This is a genomic window from Bradyrhizobium sp. Ec3.3 (assembly GCF_000472925.1).
In the GTDB taxonomy this organism is placed as follows: domain Bacteria; phylum Pseudomonadota; class Alphaproteobacteria; order Rhizobiales; family Xanthobacteraceae; genus Bradyrhizobium.
Genome location: NZ_AXAS01000069.1, coordinates 1 through 19,504 on the forward strand (window position 1 = coordinate 1; position 19,504 = coordinate 19,504).

Annotated in this window: 19 protein-coding genes and 3 pseudogenes; 13 read left to right on the forward strand and 9 right to left on the reverse strand. The window is 63.4% G+C overall.

The window, feature by feature from the left end:
• Positions 1–562: 562 nt before the first annotated feature.
• Positions 563–823 carry a hypothetical protein gene (locus YUU_RS57330; protein ID WP_084801768.1) on the reverse strand — a complete coding sequence of 87 codons (261 nt, stop codon included), beginning with the start codon at positions 821–823 and terminating at the stop codon, positions 563–565.
• 242 nt (positions 824–1,065) lie between these two features.
• Between YUU_RS57330 and YUU_RS0139355 the strand changes: the two genes are divergently transcribed.
• Positions 1,066–1,476 carry a DUF3775 domain-containing protein gene (locus YUU_RS0139355; protein ID WP_027527204.1) on the forward strand — a complete coding sequence of 137 codons (411 nt, stop codon included), beginning with the start codon at positions 1,066–1,068 and terminating at the stop codon, positions 1,474–1,476.
• Positions 1,477–1,546: 70 nt separating this feature from the next.
• Entirely contained in the window at positions 1,547–2,008 is a 462-nt protein-coding gene (locus YUU_RS0139360) for a host attachment protein (protein WP_027527205.1), read from the forward strand.
• A 32-nt stretch (positions 2,009–2,040) separates the two neighbouring features.
• On the opposite strand, the gene YUU_RS0139365 is transcribed toward YUU_RS0139360, so the two are convergent.
• Positions 2,041–2,304 (reverse strand): hypothetical protein, encoded by a 264-nt coding sequence (locus YUU_RS0139365; protein WP_027527206.1) that lies wholly within the window; start codon positions 2,302–2,304, stop codon positions 2,041–2,043.
• 289 nt (positions 2,305–2,593) lie between these two features.
• On the opposite strand from YUU_RS0139365, the gene YUU_RS0139370 reads away from it, so the two are divergent.
• Entirely contained in the window at positions 2,594–3,040 is a 447-nt protein-coding gene (locus YUU_RS0139370; RefSeq protein ID WP_027527207.1) for a hypothetical protein, read from the forward strand.
• A gap of 107 nt (positions 3,041–3,147) precedes the next feature.
• Positions 3,148–4,032, forward strand: coding sequence for a DMT family transporter (locus tag YUU_RS0139375; RefSeq protein ID WP_027527208.1), 885 nt, complete (start codon positions 3,148–3,150; stop codon positions 4,030–4,032).
• Between the two features lie 90 nt (positions 4,033–4,122).
• Here YUU_RS0139375 and YUU_RS0139380 read toward each other — a convergent pair whose 3' ends face one another.
• Together YUU_RS0139380 and YUU_RS53315 are read right to left on the reverse strand one after the other, a co-directional pair.
• A complete protein-coding gene (locus YUU_RS0139380) occupies positions 4,123–4,398 on the reverse strand; it encodes a hypothetical protein (protein WP_027527209.1) in 276 nt (91 codons plus the stop codon).
• 66 nt (positions 4,399–4,464) lie between these two features.
• Positions 4,465–5,905, reverse strand: a pseudogene (locus YUU_RS53315) (deoxyribodipyrimidine photo-lyase).
• Between the two features lie 119 nt (positions 5,906–6,024).
• Here YUU_RS53315 and YUU_RS0139390 point away from each other — a divergent pair.
• Positions 6,025–7,761 (forward strand): methyl-accepting chemotaxis protein, encoded by a 1,737-nt coding sequence (locus YUU_RS0139390; RefSeq protein ID WP_027527210.1) that lies wholly within the window; start codon positions 6,025–6,027, stop codon positions 7,759–7,761.
• A gap of 80 nt (positions 7,762–7,841) precedes the next feature.
• Positions 7,842–8,236 (forward strand): annotated as a pseudogene (locus YUU_RS53320) (DUF2177 family protein).
• A 5-nt stretch (positions 8,237–8,241) separates the two neighbouring features.
• Here the strand turns inward: YUU_RS53320 and YUU_RS0139400 are convergent.
• Positions 8,242–8,901: a peroxiredoxin gene (locus YUU_RS0139400; protein WP_027527211.1), complete on the reverse strand. Its 660-nt coding sequence runs from the start codon at positions 8,899–8,901 to the stop codon at positions 8,242–8,244.
• A gap of 382 nt (positions 8,902–9,283) precedes the next feature.
• Here YUU_RS0139400 and YUU_RS0139405 point away from each other — a divergent pair, with 382 nt between their 5' ends.
• Positions 9,284–9,883: a hypothetical protein gene (locus tag YUU_RS0139405; protein WP_027527212.1), complete on the forward strand. Its 600-nt coding sequence runs from the start codon at positions 9,284–9,286 to the stop codon at positions 9,881–9,883.
• Between the two features lie 39 nt (positions 9,884–9,922).
• On the opposite strand, the gene YUU_RS0139410 is transcribed toward YUU_RS0139405, so the two are convergent.
• Positions 9,923–11,776 carry an alkaline phosphatase family protein gene (locus YUU_RS0139410; RefSeq protein WP_027527213.1) on the reverse strand — a complete coding sequence of 618 codons (1,854 nt, stop codon included), beginning with the start codon at positions 11,774–11,776 and terminating at the stop codon, positions 9,923–9,925.
• Between the two features lie 783 nt (positions 11,777–12,559).
• Here YUU_RS0139410 and YUU_RS53325 point away from each other — a divergent pair.
• The 3 genes from YUU_RS53325 (at position 12,560) to YUU_RS0139425 (ending at position 13,646) form a co-directional block, all read left to right on the forward strand.
• Positions 12,560–13,006 (forward strand): phasin family protein, encoded by a 447-nt coding sequence (locus YUU_RS53325; protein ID WP_245288244.1) that lies wholly within the window; start codon positions 12,560–12,562, stop codon positions 13,004–13,006.
• Positions 13,007–13,205: 199 nt separating this feature from the next.
• On the forward strand, positions 13,206–13,412 hold the full coding sequence (locus YUU_RS61730) for a hypothetical protein (RefSeq protein WP_027527214.1): 207 nt from the start codon (positions 13,206–13,208) through the stop codon (positions 13,410–13,412).
• A 42-nt stretch (positions 13,413–13,454) separates the two neighbouring features.
• Complete coding sequence (locus YUU_RS0139425) at positions 13,455–13,646, forward strand: hypothetical protein (RefSeq protein ID WP_027527215.1); 192 nt, start codon at positions 13,455–13,457, stop codon at positions 13,644–13,646.
• Positions 13,647–13,758: 112 nt separating this feature from the next.
• Here YUU_RS0139425 and YUU_RS53330 read toward each other — a convergent pair whose 3' ends face one another.
• Positions 13,759–14,511 (reverse strand): Crp/Fnr family transcriptional regulator, encoded by a 753-nt coding sequence (locus tag YUU_RS53330; RefSeq protein ID WP_245288245.1) that lies wholly within the window; start codon positions 14,509–14,511, stop codon positions 13,759–13,761.
• 635 nt (positions 14,512–15,146) lie between these two features.
• Between YUU_RS53330 and YUU_RS0139435 the strand changes: the two genes are divergently transcribed.
• Complete coding sequence (locus tag YUU_RS0139435) at positions 15,147–15,587, forward strand: hypothetical protein (RefSeq protein ID WP_027527216.1); 441 nt, start codon at positions 15,147–15,149, stop codon at positions 15,585–15,587.
• A gap of 37 nt (positions 15,588–15,624) precedes the next feature.
• On the opposite strand, the gene YUU_RS0139440 is transcribed toward YUU_RS0139435, so the two are convergent.
• Complete coding sequence (locus YUU_RS0139440) at positions 15,625–16,464, reverse strand: GNAT family N-acetyltransferase (RefSeq protein WP_027527217.1); 840 nt, start codon at positions 16,462–16,464, stop codon at positions 15,625–15,627.
• Positions 16,465–16,562: 98 nt separating this feature from the next.
• Here YUU_RS0139440 and YUU_RS0139445 point away from each other — a divergent pair, with 98 nt between their 5' ends.
• Together YUU_RS0139445 and YUU_RS0139450 are read left to right on the forward strand one after the other, a co-directional pair.
• Positions 16,563–17,267, forward strand: coding sequence for an SDR family oxidoreductase (locus tag YUU_RS0139445; protein ID WP_027527218.1), 705 nt, complete (start codon positions 16,563–16,565; stop codon positions 17,265–17,267).
• Between the two features lie 283 nt (positions 17,268–17,550).
• A complete protein-coding gene (locus YUU_RS0139450; RefSeq protein ID WP_027527219.1) occupies positions 17,551–18,366 on the forward strand; it encodes an outer membrane protein in 816 nt (271 codons plus the stop codon).
• A gap of 72 nt (positions 18,367–18,438) precedes the next feature.
• Here YUU_RS0139450 and YUU_RS53335 read toward each other — a convergent pair.
• A pseudogene (locus YUU_RS53335) lies at positions 18,439–19,494 on the reverse strand (serine hydrolase).
• Positions 19,495–19,504: the final 10 nt, after the last annotated feature.

Below are 19,504 nucleotides of genomic sequence, written 5' to 3' on the forward strand. Positions count from 1 at the left end.
GCTTGACCCATTTGGCCACCGTCTTCGGTGTCGTATTGAACAGATCGGCCGCGCCAGCCTGGCTGAGCCCGCCTTGCGCCACGCTTCGGACCATCGCCTCTCGACCTTTGGGCGTCAAAGGCGCATTCTTGTGGACGTTCATCTGGTCTCTCCTTGGAACACTGAAGCTTCGCAACCTCAGCTTCCTCGGTTCAGACCAGATGGACAACCTCCTGACAGGCCACACCTAGTTCGCGGCCTTCGGAGTGCCAGACGTTGAGCGTGGAGCTGCTCAGCGATTCCGGCTCATCGGCTGTCCGGATACCAGATCGATGAAATGGACGCGCGCGCAAGCAGGGCAGGTGAAGGCCTCAAAACTCCGCCCCTCTACGCCCTGCTGCTTTTCCAAATGAGTTTGCACATTCATGCCCGTCTGGGGGCAACGAAAAACGATCAAATCGGCCATAGAGACAGAATGACCAAGCCGACTCTGTCGTCCTTGATCTGGATCAGTTTTAGAATCGTCCCAGCTCTGCGGCATCCTCTCGCAAATGCGAAGGGGGCCCGAAGGGCCCCCTTAAGATCACCAACGGCGCCAGCCGTAATAGCGCGGGCCGTAATAGCGCGGACCATAATATCTGGGTCCGTAATCGGGTGCATAGAGGTAACGATTATAGTAGCTCGGCTGCCGCCAGCAGCGCCCCCAAGCGTCGCAGACCAAGCGGACTTGCTCGGCATCTGACGACACCTGCGGAGCAGGCGCAACTGGCATGGCCGACGCGGCCGGCGATGCTGTGACCGCAGCGAGTAACGACGCAGCAGCGAGGCCAATTCTAAACTTCATGATGTGTCTTCCTTTGCTTACCGGCGCCAAGATATCGAATTGGTTCTGATCAAATTGTGGCGGAACCGAAATGTAATGCTGATGAACCAATCTTCAGCCAGGCGGTTACGAAGCCGGGACATTGGCTCCCGCGCGGCGCCGCTTTGATACTTGATCTTGCGCAATTCGCGCGCGCGCCGGCGCCTCTAGTCTGCGTCTCGTGGGAGCGGCGATGCGCCGGTCCCTCAAGAAGGTGACCCACCATGCGGACCATTCCCAGCCTGTCGATCTCGCCAGAGAAGGTCTTCTTCATCATCGCGAAGGCGCGCCAGTCCGACAGCGGGGCGGACGGGGGCGGTGTCATCCTGGACAGCGGCGACGACGACATGAGCTATGGCCGCGGCGGCCGCGGAGAGGCGACCGACCGCGCGGAGCTGGCTGGCTTCATCCGCGACCTCAATGTCGACGAGCAGATTGATCTCGTGGCGTTGACTTGGCTCGGCCGCGGCGACGGCGACCTTTCCACATGGCGCGAGCTGCAGGCCCAGGCCGCCCAGGCCCACAACAATCGTACCGCCTCCTATCTGATCGCGACGCCGATGCTCGCGGACTATCTGGAGGAGGCGATGACGCAGTTCGGCAAGTCCTTCGAGGAGTTCGAAGGTCATCTCTGACCGGCCGGCTTGCATAGCTTTTGTGCGGGGTAGCCTCTCGTTGCGCCCACGCCATTCCTGGAGTGCTGCAATGACCAAGATGAGGATCGACAAGGGCGAATGGATCGTCGTGTGCGACGGGCGCAAGGCGCTCATCCTGGAGAACATCGGCGACGAGATGTTTCCGAACCTGCATACGAGAGAGGTGCACGAGCAGCCGAACCCGTCGACCAGCGCCCAAGGCACCGACGCGCCGGGCACCTTGCACACCGCGCTCGGCGGTGCGCGCAGCTCGGTCGAGCAGACCGACTGGCATGATGAGGCCGAGCGTGCCTTCCTGAAGAGCCTGGCTGGCCGGCTCGATAGCGCGGTCGCATCGGGCGAGACCGCTGCGCTGACCATGGTCGCCTCTCCCCGCGCGCTCGGCATGATCCGGGCCGATTACTCGGACGCCGTGCGCAAGGCGTTGCATGGCGAGGTCGGCAAGGACCTCGTCAAGCTGCCGATCTATGAGATCGAGAAACAGCTCCTGGCGTCCGGCGCGCCACGATAGGGTTGCCGCCGGCAGTGCGCCGGCGCATCCCTTCAGTAGCAGGGGTGCCGGCGCCTATCCTGGCCGATATAGGCGGCTGAGCTCTGGTAACACTGAATGGTCGACGGTCCGTCGTAATAGGCGAAGCTGCCGGGCGTGACCCCCGGACCGTAATTGTGGATGTAGCTGATCGGGTAGGGCAGCGGATTGACGTGGTAGTGGTGGTACCGGTGATGGACCCGCGCCTCGGACAGGCTCGGGGCGAGCGTCACCACCGACAGGGCGGCGACCGCCGCAAGGCACTTCAACTTGCTCATCTTGATTCTCCGGAAGCCGACCTAACCGACAACGATCTTATAGCGATTTGCGACCCATAGGGCACCCGCTTTGCGGCGGTAAACGGGGTGAAATTCCACAGATTAGCGCCTTGATGCGGCCGGGACTGCCGCCGAGTCCGAAGGCCTGCCCATTTTTGGCCTTTTCCGGATGCTTAACGAATTCCCAACACAGTTTGGCCAAGAGTTCGTTAGCATCCGGTGGCCGGCCCCTTGGGGGGTCTCTTTGAGGTCGGCTCCCTTCAAACCAGGCTTCAGCCGTTACTCCGCAATGCGCATCACGCCCATCAGCCTGCTGTTGCTGTCCTGCGTCGCCGCGGCACCTGCGCGCGCGGATTTGCACATCACGCGCGACCACGGCGGTTACGTCGAGGAATACAAGGCCAAGTACAAGCGTGTCCGTGACAAGGGCGAGCGGGTCATCATCGACGGCATCTGCAATTCGGCCTGCACCCTGGTCCTGGGCATCGTGCCCATGAACAAGATCTGCGTGACGCCGCGCGCCAGCCTCGGCTTCCATCAGGCCTATTACGACAAGGCGTTCACCTTCGGCATCAAGGTGACCAGCGCCGAGGGCACGTCCGACCTGATGTCCTACTACCCGGGCGCGGTGAAGGACTGGATCCAGCGCAATGGTGGGCTCACCACCGAGATGAAGAAGATCAAGAACGGCGTCGATCTCTGGAAGATCGTCGATCCCTGTCCCGACGAGTGGTGAGCGGCCGAGCCAGCTGAGGTCGTCCTCGACGCAGCCGACACGTCCCTCGTCCAGCGCAGCATCAGACCCGCCAAATTCGCAATTGCCGCCCCGCCCTTGGTCGGGCAATGAGAACGGCAACGAATCATAATCAAGAAAATTGGGCCGCACGCGCGGCGCCGGTCCTCTTCGTCCTGCTGTGGAGCACCGGGTTCATCGCCACCAAATCCGTCGTCAACAACGCCGATCCCTTGACCTACCTCGCCATCCGCATGGCGATCGTGGTCGGGTTGATGGCGATCATCGTGGCAATTGCACGTCCCAAATGGCCGGACGGGACCGGCATCGCCCACAGCGCGGTCGCTGGCATTCTCGTCCACGGCTTCTATCTCGGCGGCACCGCGATTGCGATCGCGCATTCGATTCCCGCCGGTCTCTCCGCGCTCATCCCGGGCCTCCAGCCGATCCTGACCTCGACCATCGCCAATCGTTGGCTCGGCGAGCGGGTGACGCCGCTGCAATGGGGCGGGCTCTTGCTCGGTCTCGGTGGTGTGGTGCTGATCCTGCACAATCGTCCCATGACCGGAGAGGCCGGTCTCGGATGGCTCGCCTCGGTCGTCTCGCTGATCAGCATCACTCTCGGCACGCTCTACCAGCGCCGCTACTGCAACCACATCGACTGGCGTGCCGGCAATCTCGTGCAATATGTCGCAGTGACGCTGTTCTTTGCGACAGGCGCCTTCGCCTTCGAGGACCGCGTGGTGCATTGGACACGGGAGTTCGTGCTGGGGCTTGCCTGGCTCGCGGTGGTGCTCTCGATTGGGTCAATCGGCCTGTTGTACTGGCTGATCCGGCATTCGGCCGCGACCGCGGTTGCGAGTCTGTTCTATCTCGTCCCGGCGGTCACGGCGCTGATGGCCTACCTGCTGTTCGGTGAAAGGCTCGATGCGGTGGCCGTTGCCGGGATGGCGATCTGCGCGGCGGCGGTATTCCTGGTCAACAAACGCGCCTAGCCGCGCGGCGGACTTCGCCGCGGCCGGGCGAGAAGCGTGTGCAGAGCCGCCGGACGCTGGGCACCCGGAGGCCTGGTCTCAGGTCCGCGATCAGCGCTTGGCTTTTTTCTTTTTCTTGGCGGCTTTCTTTGCAGTCTTCTTGGCGGCCTTCTTGGGAGCCTTCTTCGCGGCTTTCTTCTTGGAGGCCTTCTTCTTGGAGGCCTTCTTGGCCTTCTTCGCCGTCTTCTTCTTCGTCGCTACTTTCTTTGCGACCTTCTTGGCGGCTTTCCGGGCCTTCTTCGGCGCGGGCTTGGCAGCCTCTTTCGGTGGTTCGGCGACGGGCGTCGCTTCGATCGCAGGCTCAATGACGGGTGTGTCGTCGTTCATGTCGTCCCCCAAGGTTTGAACGGAGCGATGACGATAGCGGGATTCGACAACCTGTCAAAGCAACGCTCAACCTCTGCGGATCTTCGCGTAAGCTGCGAGCGCGCGCTCACGCCCCTTAGCATGATCGACCAGCGGACGCGGGTAGTTGTGGCCGAGTTCGACGCCTGCGCTCGCAAGCTCGATCGGTGTCGCCTGCCAGGGTTGATGGACCAGCTTCGCCGGCAGATGCCTAAGTTCGGGCACCCAGCGCCGCACATAGGTGCCATCAGGATCGAACTTCTCGCCCTGGAGCACCGGATTGAAGACTCGGAAATAGGGCGCGGCATCGGCGCCGCAGCCGGCCACCCATTGCCAATTGGCCGGGTTGCTGCCGGGGTCGGCATCGACCAGCGTGTCCCAGAACCACTCTTTCGCCCTGTCGCCAGTCGATCAGGAGATGCTTGACCAGGAAGGAGGCCACGACCATCCGCACCCGGTTGTGCATCACGCCGCTGTGCCAGAGCTCGCGCAGGCCGGCATCGACTATGGGATAGCCGGTCCGGCTGCGCTGCCAGGCGGCGAGCGCCTTCGCGTCGTGCTTCCACGGGAACCCATCGAAGCCGGGTTGCAGGTTCTCCGTCGCGAGATCGGGATGGTCGAACAGGAGGTGACGGCAGAACTCGCGCCAGCCGAGCTCGCCGAGGAATTTCTCGACACCGCTCGCAAGGGCCGGGTCCTCGGCGGCGGCAAAGCGCGCGGCGTGCCAGAGCTGGCGCGGGCTGATCTCGCCGAAGCGCAGGTGCGGCGACAGCCGTGAGGAGCCCGGCAGGTCAGGCCGGTCGCGGTCGCTGGCATAGTCGCGCGCGGTGGTCTTGAGGAAATTGCGCAGCCGGCCGTGGGCGTGGGTCTCGCCGGGCTGCCAGCTCTCGCGCAAGCCGCCGGCCCAATCGGGCCGTGCCGGTTCGAGCCCGAAACTTTCGAGGGTATCGCTCGCAAGCTCCGGACCTGCGCGCAGCGCCTTCGGCGCCGGCAGCGGCTTGGGCGGATCGCCCAGCGCCAGCACGCGCCGCCAGAATGGCGTGAACACGCGCAGGCCGCGGCCGTCCTTGTTGCGGATCGTGCTTGGCGAAGCCAGGAGGTCACCCAGGAAGCTTCGTGAGGCCACGCCGAGCTTTGTGAGGCTCCCCTTGAGTTTTGTCTCAAGCGCTTGATGTGGAGCCTGCGCGATCTCGTTCCAGTAGACTGCGGCCGCTTCGCTTTCGCGTGCCACCTGAGGGATCACCTTGGCCGCCGGTCCTCTGCGTAGCGTGAGCGCGCCCCCGATCGCGGCGAGGCTTGCGGCAAGTGACCGCAGCGACTGCGCCAGCCACCAGCGCGCTGCGCCACCGAGCGGCCGTCCCACGGTGTCGTCGAGGACGTAGAGGCAGATCACCGGCGCGCCAGTCCGTGCGGCGGCGTGGAGGGCCAGGTGGTCTGAGAGTCGCAGGTCATCGCGGAACCAGACGATGATAGGCGGTGGGCCCGGCATGGTCGGAAATGATCCCCGTTACCTTTGGAAAACAAGCCGCCGGCCGTAGTTGCGAACCGCCGTTAATGCGATCGTAAGCCGCCCCCTTCAAGTATACGGCGTCTTGTTGGGGGAGTTACATGTCCGATCCATCGACTGGGAAGGTCCTGCCGCAGTTCAGGTTCAAGCTCGGCACCAAGTCAATGCTGTGCGCGGTGCTCCTGATTGCGGTGAATACGGCACTCGTGGTCGGTGCGGGCTATTGGTCTCTCACGTCCGAGTTCAACGATCGCGCGCTGCGCGACATCGAGGTCAATCTGCGCACGCTGGCGCTCGCTTTCGCCGAGATCGTTCCCGACGCCAGGATCACGATGAGGGACGGCATGGTCGTCCGCGCCGAGATCCCCAAGATGCCCGACTTCAAGGACCACGCGATCGTCGATCGCGCCGTGTCCTATGTCGGCGGCAATGCCACGTTGTTCGTGTTCGACGAGGCCAGCGGGCAGTTCGTCCGCCGCTCGACCAACGTGAAGAAGGAGAATGGCGACCGCGCCGTCGGCACCCAGCTTGCCGCCGATCACCCCGGCCAAGGCCCCTTGCGCAAGGGCGAAGCCTACAAGGGCCCGGCCACGCTGTTCGGCAAGTCCTTCATGACCGCCTATTTCCCGGTCTCGGATACGGCCGGCAAGGTCGTCGGCATTCTCTATGTCGGCATCCCCATGGCGCAGTTCGAGAGCATGATGGCGGAGACGATCCGCAACATGGCGATTGCCGCCGGCATCGCCGCGCTGCTGGTGCTCGCTCTGACCATGCTGGTCGTGCGCCGCGTGACCAGGCCGCTGAGCTCGGTGACGAACTCGCTGACGGCGCTGGCAAATGGCCGGGACGACATCACCATCGATTGCGAGGACCGGGCGGACGAGATCGGTGAGATCGCGCGCACGGTCGCGGTGTTCAAGAGCAATTCGCTGGAGCGGGCGCGCCTGCGCAGCGAGCAGGCAGCGACGACGGCGGCTGCTGCCGAGCAGCGCAAGTCCGAGCTGCGTAACTTCGTCGACGAGTTCCGCGGCAGTGTCGGCGGCATCCTCAATAACGTGCTGGACTCCTCGGGCGAATTCGAGCGCGTGGCCCGGCAGCTGACCGATGCCGCGCGTTCGACCGCCCAGCTGTCGGCGCAGTCCGCGGGCGCTTCCGAGACCGCCTCCGACCACGTGAAGTCGGCGGCTGCGGCCTCCGACGAGCTCTCCAAGTCGATCACCGAGATCACCCGCAGGGTGCAGGAGTCGAACGAGATCTCCGCCGAGGCGGTGCGGCAGGCGGAGGCTACCGACCAGCGCATCGCGCAGCTTTCGGAAGCCGGCGCCCGCATCGGCGACGTGGTCAAGCTGATCACATCGATCGCCGAACAGACCAATCTGCTGGCGCTCAATGCCACCATCGAGGCAGCGCGCGCAGGCGATGCGGGACGCGGCTTTGCGGTGGTGGCCCAGGAGGTCAAGACGCTCGCCGGACAGACCGCCAAGGCAACCGACGAGATCTCCAGCCAGATCGCCAGCATGCAGCTCGCGACCGAAGAGTCGGTCGTCGCCATCAAGGCGATCGGCCAGACCATCGAGCGCATCAGCGGCATCGCCACGTCAATCTCTGCGGCGGTCGAGCAGCAGAGGAGCGCCACCCACAACATCGCCGGCAGCGTCCGGGCCGCGGCGAGCGGCACGGCTGACGTTGCGGCCAATGTCCGTCACGCGGCCAAGGGCGCGAACGAGACCGGCGAGACCTCGAGCCGGATGTTCGCCTCGGCTCAGGCGCTGTCGGGCGAGAGCCTCAATCTGAAGGCAGAGGTCGAGAGATTTCTTGACCGCGTGCGCGCGGCCTGATCGGCGCGGCGGGCTGAAACCATCCGGCCTGCCACGTCGTAGCTTGCGGCATCATGTGGCGTCCGGACGGGGAGGCTGACGTGAACCGCGCGATCGTGCTGTACCTTGCGACGTTGGTCGTCCTGATGGGCCTGGATTTCCTGTTCCTGGGCCTGATCGCGAACAGCTTCTTCGTCGCAGAGGTCGGCGAGATGCTGGGCGAGCTGAAGCCTGTGCCGGCGGCGCTGTTCTACCTTCTCTATGTCGTCGGCGTGCTGGTGTTCGTCAGCGGATCGAAGGATGCGACCTGGCAATCGACGCTGCTCTATGGAGCTCTGTTCGGGCTGTTCTGTACGCGACCTTCGACCTGACGGCGCTGGCGCTGCTTAGGGCCTGGAGCTGGCCGGTCGCGCTGGTCGACATCGGCTGGGGTGCAGCGGTGACCGCGGTCTCATCGACCGCGGGTCTCTTGGTGGCGGACCGTACGACCGGGTAGGGCCGTCACTTCGGCTGCGGCACGATCCGGATGTAGGGCTTCGGTTCCTTCCAGCCCTGCGGATAGATCGTCTTGGCCTCTTCGTTGGAGACCGAGCCCGCGATGATGACGTCTTCTCCGTGCTTCCAGTCAGCCGGCGTGGCGACGCGATGCTTGGCAGTGAGCTGGAGCGAGTCGATCGCGCGCAGGATTTCCTGGAAGTTCCGCCCCGTGGTCATCGGATAGACCAGCACCAGCTTGATCTTCTTGTCCGGGCCGATGACGAAGACGTTGCGGACGGTCTGGTTGTCGGCAGGGGTCCGGGTGAGGGGATCACCGGAGGTCGAGGCCGGCAGCATCTCGTAGAGTTTTGAGACGTTGAAGTCGGTGTCGCCGATCAGCGGATAGTTCGGGGCGGCACCCTGCGTTTCCTTGATGTCCTCGGCCCATTTGGAATGGCGGTCGATCGGATCGACCGACAGGCCGATCAGCTTGACGCCGCGCTTGTCGAATTCGGGCTTCAGCTTGGCGAGGGCGCCGAGCTCGGTGGTGCAGACCGGGGTAAAATCCTTGGGATGCGAGAACAGGAGGGCCCAGCTGTTGCCGATCCAGTCGTGGAATTTAATTTTCCCCTCGGTGGTCTCGGCTTCGAAGTCGGGGGCGGTGGCGCCGATCGGAAGTGGCATGGTTCTACCTCATCTTATTGAAGTTAATGATGAATTCGCTCTGTGGGCGTTTGATAGAGTATAAGTCGGGGAAGGTCCGAAGTGAACCCGTTCAAGTAAAATGTGAAATCATTCTCTCAAGACGCCGATCTTCTAGCACCTTCTTGACGCACGCGCCGCTGCGGCGAAATATCCCCACCGGCGGGAAAGGGCTGGATTGCCCCGATATTGCCTTTTATGACCCGCACCACGCCGCCCGACGTCGGATAGAACCGAAACGGTCCTGACGGCGACCAATCGGCAACCATTTAGAAAAGTCGCGATCCCCATATCGAATCGTTAACCACTCGTTCAGGCCCAGCATGGAAATGCTGGTCGATCGGAAGAATTCTGGAAGTGAACTATGTCTGCCGCTGCCAAGTCTGTTGAGCCCAAGTCCCCTGAGTCCAAGTCTGTTGAGTCGCCGTTCCTCGAACCGTCCTGCCGTGATACCGCGGCCCATGCACTCAGCATCGTGCGCGACGGCGTGATCACCGGCGAAGGCCCCACCACCAAGGGCCGGGTACATTTCTCCCGCTCGCTCGATGCCGACGACGCCGCCTGGTGCGCGCGCATCCTGACGGCTGGCGCCGTCAACGACCAGCCCGTCAGCCGCGCCGAAGCCGAGGCGCTGTTCGAGATCAACGAGGCCGCGACCGAGCGCACCGATGCTGGCCGGTTCGACGACCTCCTGGCGAAAGCCGTCGCGCATCACGCCGCGAGCGCCTCCGGCCTGCCGGTGCCGCCGCGCAGCGTTGCGCTGTCGCCCGAGACGGAGATCGAGAGCTGGGCGCCTGGCTACGCCTCGCGCGTCAACCGCGACATGCTGGAATGGATTGCCGGCCAGATGCGCGGCAAGCGCCAGGGCAACCGTCGCCTGATGGCGATGGTGGCAACCTTCCTGGGTGCCACCGCGCTGCCGCTGGCGGGCCAATTGCCGAACGTGTTCGACATTGGCATGTGACTTCGCGCATCTCATGATGCGCCTTTCGGGACGGCGGGGTTATTTCCCCGCCGTTTTTTGTTTGCCACTCTCGGGCTCAAGGCCGAGCGTGCGGCCCGGGAAGCCGGCCGCGTCGAAATAGCGCTGGCTCTCGACGCGCTGGAAGTTGAGGACGGTGCGCAGGCCGTTCTCGGCCGGCTTCGACTTGACGTCGCCGACATATCCCTTCGGCACGATGCCGTTCGGCAAGGCTTCCGACATCACACGGCCGATGAGGCCACCGTTCTGTGAGGTACGCAGCCCCATGATCTTGGCCGCTGTCACTCCGACGTCGGCATTGCTGACGGGCAGCTCGTCCACATAGCCCGTCTTGAAGTCAGGACCGATCGCCGCCATGAAGTTCATGGTGTCGCCTCGGCTGAAGCTGCCGTGCATGCCCTGGCCCTGGCGCAGCACGGTGTCGGCGACCTGCACCGAGCAGTTGGTCGGCGCCTCGCCGCAATTGCTGGCATAGGAGCGGAAGTTGACGACGATCGCCGGCGTCGGCGTCGCCGCCTTGCCGCGCAGATTGATGAGCGAGAGCGGCAGCGTGCCGGGGAAGCGGCCGAGGGAGTCGTCGACGAACAGGCCGGAGACGTAGTCCTGATCGAGCAGCGCCTTGATCGTCTTTGCCGCCAGCTTCTTGTCCTTGTTCGGCAGGTAGATCAGGTCCGATCCGCCATTGGTCGCGACGACGAGATCGGGCTTGGCCGGATCCTTGCCGAGCGCGCCGTTGCCTGCCTTTGGATGGGCGTTGCCGGTGATGGCGGCGTTCTTGTCGTTCGGATCGAACAACGGCAGGTCCAGCGCCTTGGCGAGGTCGAGCGCCAGGAAGCCCATCGGCAGGAAGTCCTTCGGCGTGTCGTCATAGCTGACCTTGGCCGAGGGGCTGGTCTTGCTTTCCTTGGAGATCGTGGAGAAGCCGTGGTCTGCGGACACGATGATGTTGGTGTTTGCCGCAAGGCCGAGCTCGTCCAGCGCCTTGCGCAACTGGGCGAGATTGTCGTCGGCGTTCTTGATGCCGGCCATCGAGGTCGGCCCGTTGATGCCCGGCATGATCTGGTTCAGGCTGTCGCCGGTGTTGTGCTGGCTGCCGTCGGGATCGCGTGACCAGAACACCAGGACGAACGGCTTGTTGCGCGCCTTGAACATCGGCAGCACGACCTTGGCCGCGACATCGGCGAAATAGGCCTGCTGCGCGACGTTGGCGACCGTTGTGCCCGGCGTCTTGGCGTCACCCGCCTTGGAATTGTCGCCGCGCGAAGGGGCGGTGAGGGGCAGGCCTGCCTTGGTCAGCGCCTCCTTCATCTCGTCGGACAGTGCCACGCCAGCCTTGCCGCCGGTCGCATCGTCAATCACGATCGAGTGCTGGCCGGCCTTTTCCGGGTGATCGGTGTGATCGAACTGGTAGGTCGGGCCGAGCTTGCCGATCGCCGCGGTGGAAAGCCCCTTGTCGCGGGCCATCTTCAGGATGGTCTCCTCGTTCAGATAATCGCCCTTGAAATGCTCGTCGATGTCGCCGAGCACGGCGTCGTTCTCGATAAAGGGGACCACGGTGTCGCCGGCGGGGGCGGAGGTGTAGCCGGTCCAGATCGTGTTGGAGAACACGCCGGTGTCGCCGAGATAGTGTCCGGTCGACATCGCCGAGCCGTTCGCCATGGTGAAGGTCGGGAACAGCGAATGCGAGTTCTTGAAAGTGACGCCCTTGTCGCGGACAGCGGCCATCGCCGGCGCGGTCTCAGGGGTGACCTTCAGCGCGCGCAGGCCGTCCGGGATGAAAAGGATCAGGTTACGGGGCGTGTTGTTCTGCGCAGACGCAAGTCCGGTGGACAGCATGGTCAGTCCGGCGGACAGCAACACGAATGAGCGGCGCATCGAAATCTCTCCCAGCGGTGAGGCATCTTGCGGCCGATCGCGGCCGCCGCCTTCGTTTAGTTTTGCTGTGTGACGGTTTTGTTACAAGGGGAGTGTTTGTGCAAGGGATGATGGGGAAGGGCCGCTCGGTGTCGTCCCCCGCCATCGCCAAGCCGGCGAGTCACCCGGGCTGTCTCAACGCCGTCGTCGCGAGGAGCTCCTGCGATGAAGCAATCCAGAATCCCACCGCGCTGACAGTCTGGATTGTTTCGCTGCGCTCGCGATGACGGAGGCGGGCGCAGATACGATAATTCCGAATTTCGTCAATCGATATGAGTGGCGCGAATTGCCCGCCTCTGCCGTGATTTGTCCGTTGGGCAGCGCCCAGGGGTCGGGCTGGGCCAACTGGTCGGGCGCAAAACCCAACTACCGCGATACCACGTTGCTGCGGTCTTTCCGGGCTCGCCCCGTTTCGACTTCGTTGGGGGCACCGCGCGAGTTCCGCCAGTCGTCGCGCACGATATCCCCACTTTGCACCGCGTCACCTCTCCGACATACTAGAGTTTGTATTGACATTCGCGAAAAAAATCCAAGCGAGAGTCGCAAATCGAACGGACGGCCTCGTCTTCGTCATGCATATTCGACGTGCGGGCTGGATGTGAAGCTCATCAATATGGCTGATCGATACGGAAAACGGGCGCTCCCGTTTCCGTGGGCGCTTGCGGCGCAATTCATGCGTCGTGAGAAATGATTTCGCTTGAGTAGAGGGTAGGCGCTGTGAGTGAAAGTGAAACGAAAGCCGAAGTGAAAGCAGCAAATGGTTCAAATGGTTTCGGACTGTCCGCGTTCGGGCTTCCGAACGTCGGTTGGCCCCTGTTCGAGCAGCTTGCCGAGCAGCGAGCCGCCCGCACGCAGGAGGGTTGCGAGAAGATCAAGACAGTTTCGCAGGAGATGACCGAAGCGCTTCGCGAGACCTATTCGAACAGTGCCAAGACTGCGACCGAATACGGGCTAAAGGTCATCGAGATTTCGAATGCGAACGCAAGCTCCGCGATCGATTACTTTTCGCGTATGGCGAGCAGCAAGTCGATGACCGACGTTTTCGCCACGTCGGCGGCGGAAGCGCGCAGGGCTTTTGATGCTGCCTCTGCCCAGAACAGGCAATTGTGGGAGCTTACGCAGAGACTTGCAACGCAATCGGGCGAGCCGATCAGACAGCAGGTCGCCAAAGTTTTCCAAAAGACCGGTTGAACGTCCGCCGATCGGAGAGGAGGGCAATACGGCCGGTTGGAAGAAGCCCCGCCACTGGCATGGCCCCACACCATGCTCGATCAGACGATGGCCAGGTGCGCGATGCCCCCCAACTCAACGCACCGACATAAGAGGCGCAATCCAACCGGCCGGTTCCTGCTCCAACAATAGTGAGGTCGATTCCGAGGAGGAGGAAGAGATGGGTATGCTCATGGTCAAATGCCCGCAAACCGGACGCGCGATTCCGACCGGAATCGCAACGGATCGCGAGCGCTTTCGGTGTAGCGCGGTATTTTTCGGACGCACGCGCTGTCCGATCTGCTCCGTCGATCACGCCTGGTTCGCACAGGAAGCTTGGGTCGACGAGCCGGCACTCCGTGTGCGGCGTCGCGGCACGGGTCTCTAGGCCTGATCACGCTGTCATCGATGATTTTGATAGGGGCCCACGATGGCGAAGAAGAAGATTTCCGGTGAAGTGTCCACGTTGCTGCTGCAAGCAAAGGATTTTCTCGTCGAAGCGCGACGGCTGAAGCCGGGCCCTGCGCGCAATGAATTGCGAGAGGTGGCAAAGGTCCTGCACGAGCTCGGCAAGCTGGAGACGCAATCCAAATTTGCGCCTCATCAGACCGACACAAGATAGTCGACGCTGGGAAATCCGAATCGAGGTGCTGAAGCACGATCCGGAACAACCTAAGGCGCGATGACAATTCATGCCGATCTCATCGCGCTTTAGCGTGTCGCCCGGACAACGCTCAAACAGCCTTGTCCCGGTCATCCCTTACGCTGGCCGGCATGGCCCACGCGCGAGACCGGGGCGCGCTCGCCGAGAAGATCTCTGCGATCTGGCGACGCATGCTGGCGTGGCATTCGCATGCGGCGGCGGCGAGCCGCGGTCGATCAACCTCGATTTTGCCCCGTCGATCGGATCGAATCGCTCCGGACTCGCGCAGATTGCGCATCAGGAGCGTGACTGTGGTTCGTCGCACACCGAGCATCTGCGACAGCGCCTCCTGAGTGAGCGGGAGGACGTCGCTGTCGGTGCAGTCGCGCAGTTGCAGCAGCCAGCGGGCCATCCGGGCTCCGACCGGATGCAGCGCATTGCAGGCTACGCCAAGTTGAAACTGCGTCAGTAACGACGTGATATGAACCTGGACCGCCTGCCGGATCGCGGGACTCCGGCTAAAGGCCGCATGAAATCGCGCTGCCGGAATCCGCGAGGCGGTTCCCGCCATACGAACGGTGGCCGTTATCACCGAAAGCGACGCTCCGAACACGGAGAGTATGCCGATTGCACCTTCGCGGCCGATTGACGCGGTGGCAACGGTCTGTCCGTTTGCCATCTCGATCATGAGGGAAATCGCGCCGCTATTAGGGAAGAAGACATGCTCCATCCGCTCGCCCGCTTGCGAGAGGACTGCGTCCTGGTTGAGCGCCACCTTCTCGAGCTCGGGCGCGAGCAGATCAAAGTCGGCTCGCGGCAATATTCTCAGAAGGCGGTTGTCCATTCCGCTAGGGATTGTCACTGCAAGTGACTCCCCGTGAGGCGCCTGCCACACCTCCGAGCGGTTTCGAACGGTGGCTCTAGCACATGTTCGTATCTGCTCTCTCGACGGACGTTGGCTTCCAAGTCACATCCAAACGCCTTCATCCAAACGCCTTCATCGCAATAAACCAAAGACTCAACACTGCTCTCGCGAGTCTGATTTTTCTGCTCGGAGCATTTTCGCAATTAACGTGTAAACACGTTGAAGCAGATAAGTCGTCAGAAACAAATTGCAAAACGGGAATGGGTATCACCGTAGGGAGAGCGTGGTGCGCGGACCGGGTTCCCGCATATTGACCGCAAATGATGGGCACCATCTGAAATTCGTGGAATACGAAACGTCGTCCGCGAAACCCGTCTTGAGAGGTGCAACGGAACTGGCGACCTGATATCGGTCGTGTAGTCGTTCCGAAACTTGTGCGACCGATGATCGGCCCGTGGGTGCGAGTCGTCACCGTCAGGATCACTGGTGGGGGCGCGGAACCGTTAATCCCGTGCCTTAACCAACAATTAATTATACGTTTGCGGGGGGGCGACGGCAGGGCCTAGCGTGCTGGCGGGGAGCAGCATCGCAGGCCAAACGAGTTGGTGCGTATCATGACGTATAGATCATATGGGGCGTTACTCGCCTCGCTGAGCGCAGCCGCGCTGCTTCTTGCCACCAGCAACAGTTTTGCGAGATCGGGCGGCGCCGCGCCCCGTGGCGTGGTCGGAGCACCGGCCGCCGTCCATCCGCGGATCGCACCATTGGCGCGGTTCCATCGCCGGAATTCGTTTGTTTCCTGGCCGGGCGGCGGCGGCTTCTACTACGAGCCTCCCACGAGCGACTCCTATGCCGCCGAGATGATGGCCCAGCCGCAACTCTCCAATGACGTCCGCTACACATATACCTATGACGTGCCTTGGGACTGGGCACATCGTTTTCCGCCGAACGTCGCGCCGTCGGATCGGCCCTACGTGCCGAGCTGCCCGTCGGAGACGGTGACAGTGCCCGGCCGCGGCGGCGAGCAGACTGTCAACATCATGCGCTGCTACTGAGCGCGCCGTCTTCGCCACCGAACGCGCGGGCCAACCACTAGCCGAGCTCAAAGCTGGTCACGCCGAAGACCCGGTCGAGCTGCAGCGGCGGGATCGGGCTGGTGTACATGCGCGCCGTCTCGAAGGTCGGCGCAAGGCCAAAACTTTCCGCCAGCGCAATCGCCTCCGGTTTGACGCTGGGGACGTCGAGAAAAACCTCGCCGCCGCCGGCAGCGGCGAGCAGGGCCTGCATGATGATTTCCGCGCCGGCGCGGTCGTCGGCGACCAGCGGCCCGATCTTGTGGCCGTGACGGCAGGGGCGGATCACGCCCCACCCGGCGAGCTTTCCTTCACGCATCAGTGCGCGGCCGATATGGCCGGGTGCGCCTATCCAGGCGCGCAGGAAGGTGCTGCGCGAGGCCGGGAAGACGGTGGCGTCATCCGCTTCGATCAGTGCCAGCGGAATCCCATCGAGCGCGACGATGTCGGAGGGCTGCGCCGGCGCCGCGACGATCCCGCCATAGCGGATATTGGCGTAGGCGAGAGCAAAGCCGGACTTTCTGTAATTGTCCTGCTGCGCGACGACGCCGTCGAGCCCGATCACGCGCGCGCCCGCATGCGCAATCGCCGCGTTCCAGATGCGCAAGCCATAGCCGCGACCGCGCAGATCGCTTCGTACGATGTAGAAGCCGAGGAAGGCGAAGCGGTCGTCGTAATTGACGCAGGAGATGGTGGCGACCGGTGTGCGGTCGATTTCGCCGATGAGAAAGCCGGCAGCGTCGACGACGGCGAAGCAGGCGGCATCCGAAAGCCCCGGATTCCAGCCTTCGGCCGCCGCCCACTCGACGGCGAGCGCAATGTCGTCGCCGCGCATGGCGCGGATTTGCAGATCACTCATGGTCAATCATCGTGTGCAGGACCTCGTGATCGGACTATACGTCCGGTCGGGCGGCGCATAAACCTGCCGCCAAATCGTGACAACAGCCGGGGATCAACATGGCAGCAGAGAAAGTCGCACTCGTCACCGCAGGCGGCAGTGGCATGGGGGCGGGCGCCGCACGGCGGCTTGCTGCCGACGGGTTTCGAGTCGCGATCCTGTCCTCCTCCGGCAAGGGCGAGGCGCTTGCCAACGAACTCGGCGGGCTCGGCATCACCGGCTCGAACAGGTCCAACGACGATCTCAAGCGCCTGGTCGATGGCGCCATGGCGAAGTGGGGTCGCATCGACGTGCTCGTCAACAGCGCCGGCCACGGGCCGCGCGCGCCGATCGTCGAGATCACGGACGAACAGTGGCACACCGGCATGGACACTTACCTCTTGAACGTCATCCGCCCGACGCGGCTGGTCACGCCGATCATGCAGGCGCAAAAGCAAGGTGCGATCATCAACATCTCGACCGCCTGGGCGTTCGAGCCGAGCGCGATGTTTCCGACCTCGGCGGTATTCCGCGCCGGCCTTGCCGCCTTCACGAAGATCTTCACCGATACCTATGCCCCCGACAACATCCGCATGAACAACGTGCTGCCGGGCTGGATCGACAGCCTGCCGGCGACGGACGCACGCCGCGACAGCGTGCCGATGCAGCGCTACGGCAAGGTCGAGGAGATCGCCGCGACGATCTCGTTCCTGGCCTCCGATGGCGCCGCATACATCACCGGGCAGAACATCCGCGTCGACGGCGGGCTGACTCGGTCGGTGTGAGGCTGAGTGCGCCTCAAGCCAATTCGAACCCGAAAGCGATGTCTGGCTGAGCGCGACGGATTGTCGTTACCGGCTTGGTGCGATTGGTGTGGGCGGCACTGGAGTGTGCTCAATCGGCAACAACCATTGCGCAATGGTCCGCAGACTTCGCTGTAGTCCAATCGAAGTTCGCTGCAGAACAAGACGGCAACGCGCGCGGAGATTATTCCCGATGTTGCGCCGGACACGTCGGCGGCATGCTTTGGGACGCGAGGCCGCTCGCGTGAAGGGGTTGGAGATTGGAATGAAGAGAATTGCCCTGGCGGTTTCGCTGGCTCTGTTTGGCACCGCGTCCGCGTTCGCGGCGGATCTCGGGCCGAGCTACACCAAGGCGCCCGTGATGGCGCCCGCCTACAACTGGACGGGCTTCTACGTTGGCGGCAATGTGGGCGGCCAATGGGGTAGTGCGGATCCGACCACCTCGACGATTTACTCGCCGATCGGCTACTTCGCCCCCAGCAGCGTTACTGCCATCGCGGCCGTTGGTGCCCAGCACATCAACAGCTCGAGCGTGACCGGCGGTTTCACCGCCGGCTACAACTGGCAGGTCAGCAACGCCGTGTTCGGCCTCGAAGGCGACATCAACTATTTTGGTTTCAAGGGCAGTGCGGCTGGCTCGGCGGTGTATCCCTGCTGCACCTTTAGCAGCTTCACAGTCAACTCCTCGGTCTCGGCTGATTGGCTGGCCACCATCCGCGGCCGCATCGGCTTCCTCGCTACACCGAGTTGGCTGATCTATGCCACTGGCGGCGCCGCGATCGCCGACGTGAAGGGCAATTTCACTTTCACCGATACGTACTTCGGTGGTGCGGCCGAATCTGGGACGATCCGCGACACCCGTGTCGGCTGGACCGCCGGCGTCGGCGGCGAGTATGCGGTCGGCAATGGCTGGTCGTTGAAAGCGGAATATCTTTACGTCGATCTCGGCCGCGCCGCGACGACCAGCACGAATCTCACAAGTGTAACCTTTGGCTCGTACCCCTCCAGTGTGTACACGCATTCGGTCGATCTCAAATCGAACATCGTCCGCGTCGGTGTGAACTACAAGTTTGGCGGCTGATCTGATCCTGCTGCCGCGCCTGATCGCGAAAGCCCCGGCTCGGCCGGGGCTTTCATTTTGATCGGCGTCGCGTCATCGCTGCGCGACCAACCGCGCCAGCGCCGGCAGGATCCTGTAGCGCGCGATCTCGTGCGGATATTCGCCGCGATTGGCGAGCAGGACGATGCCGAGCCGGCGCGCGGGCACGAGGCCGATATAGCCCGAGGCGTTGTTGAGGCCGCCCGGCTTGTCGAGCACCGTCACGCCGTCGAGATGCACGGTCTCCCAGGCCATGGCCTGGCCGAACTTCTCGTCGACGCGAAAACTCTCGTGCTGCGTCATCCGGATCGCCTCGCGCAGCTCGGGCTCGATCGACCTGCCGTCCGCGCAGGCCGCGACGAAGATCGACAGGTCGCGCGCCGACGAAAACATCTGGCCGGTGCCCCGAAAGTCGAAATAGCTCTGTTGATTGCCGGGCGGCCCGATCGGCGTGCCCTCATCGGAATAGCCCTGCACGGCGCGCGCCATCTGCGCATCACTCAGCATTGCGCGGTGGTCAGGCGCGCGCTCCGGGACGAATGTCGAGCTCATGCCGAGCGGCTTCAGGATGCGGCTCGTGATCAGCTCGCGGATCTGCGTGCGATAGCGGCGCTCGAGCACGAGCTGGAGCAGCACATAGCCCGCATGGGTGTAGATGCGCTGCCTGCCGGGCTCGACGCCCTGTGGCGGCGCGAAGGCGTTGAGCATGTCGAGGAACTGCGTGAGGTCGAACGACTAGTTCGGCCAGGGCGGATGATCCGTCGGCAGCAGCAGGCCGGACGTATGCGTGACGAGCTCGCCGATCGTGACGCGGCGGATGTAGTCGCCGTCGAGTTCGGGCAGGTACGCCGCCACGCGCTCGTCGAGCCGCAATTCGCCGCGGCGTGTCCCGAGCGCAACTAGCGTTGCCTCAAAGGTCTTTCGCAAGGAGGCGAGGTTGAACAGCGTGTCCGACGTGACCGGAATCCTGGTGGCGTCGTCGGCGAAGCCGTAGTTGAAGAAGTCGACGTGACGACCCGCATAGAGCGCGGCGGCAAGGCCACCGGGATAATCCGACGTTGCTGTCGGCGCGAGCTCTGTCGCCACGATGTCCCGCAACATCGGGATCATGTCGGAGTCC

Bases quoted from the DNA above. Each gene is read 5' to 3' on its own strand.
- YUU_RS0139445 (WP_027527218.1), top strand. From the start codon at position 16,563: ATGGCAGCAGAGAAAGTCGCACTCGTCACCGCAGGCGGCAGTGGCATG.
- YUU_RS57330 (WP_084801768.1), bottom strand. From the start codon at position 823: ATGAAGTTTAGAATTGGCCTCGCTGCTGCGTCGTTACTCGCTGCGGTC.
- YUU_RS0139405 (WP_027527212.1), top strand. From the start codon at position 9,284: ATGTCTGCCGCTGCCAAGTCTGTTGAGCCCAAGTCCCCTGAGTCCAAG.
- YUU_RS53330 (WP_245288245.1), bottom strand. From the start codon at position 14,511: ATGGACAACCGCCTTCTGAGAATATTGCCGCGAGCCGACTTTGATCTG.
- YUU_RS0139435 (WP_027527216.1), top strand. From the start codon at position 15,147: ATGACGTATAGATCATATGGGGCGTTACTCGCCTCGCTGAGCGCAGCC.
- YUU_RS0139410 (WP_027527213.1), bottom strand. From the start codon at position 11,776: ATGCGCCGCTCATTCGTGTTGCTGTCCGCCGGACTGACCATGCTGTCC.
- YUU_RS0139425 (WP_027527215.1), top strand. From the start codon at position 13,455: ATGGCGAAGAAGAAGATTTCCGGTGAAGTGTCCACGTTGCTGCTGCAA.
- YUU_RS0139375 (WP_027527208.1), top strand. From the start codon at position 3,148: ATGAGAACGGCAACGAATCATAATCAAGAAAATTGGGCCGCACGCGCG.
- YUU_RS0139360 (WP_027527205.1), top strand. From the start codon at position 1,547: ATGACCAAGATGAGGATCGACAAGGGCGAATGGATCGTCGTGTGCGAC.
- YUU_RS0139355 (WP_027527204.1), top strand. From the start codon at position 1,066: ATGCGGACCATTCCCAGCCTGTCGATCTCGCCAGAGAAGGTCTTCTTC.
- YUU_RS0139370 (WP_027527207.1), top strand. From the start codon at position 2,594: ATGCGCATCACGCCCATCAGCCTGCTGTTGCTGTCCTGCGTCGCCGCG.
- YUU_RS61730 (WP_027527214.1), top strand. From the start codon at position 13,206: ATGGGTATGCTCATGGTCAAATGCCCGCAAACCGGACGCGCGATTCCG.
- YUU_RS0139450 (WP_027527219.1), top strand. From the start codon at position 17,551: ATGAAGAGAATTGCCCTGGCGGTTTCGCTGGCTCTGTTTGGCACCGCG.
- YUU_RS0139400 (WP_027527211.1), bottom strand. From the start codon at position 8,901: ATGCCACTTCCGATCGGCGCCACCGCCCCCGACTTCGAAGCCGAGACC.
- YUU_RS0139365 (WP_027527206.1), bottom strand. From the start codon at position 2,304: ATGAGCAAGTTGAAGTGCCTTGCGGCGGTCGCCGCCCTGTCGGTGGTG.
- YUU_RS0139440 (WP_027527217.1), bottom strand. From the start codon at position 16,464: ATGAGTGATCTGCAAATCCGCGCCATGCGCGGCGACGACATTGCGCTC.
- YUU_RS0139380 (WP_027527209.1), bottom strand. From the start codon at position 4,398: ATGAACGACGACACACCCGTCATTGAGCCTGCGATCGAAGCGACGCCC.
- YUU_RS0139390 (WP_027527210.1), top strand. From the start codon at position 6,025: ATGTCCGATCCATCGACTGGGAAGGTCCTGCCGCAGTTCAGGTTCAAG.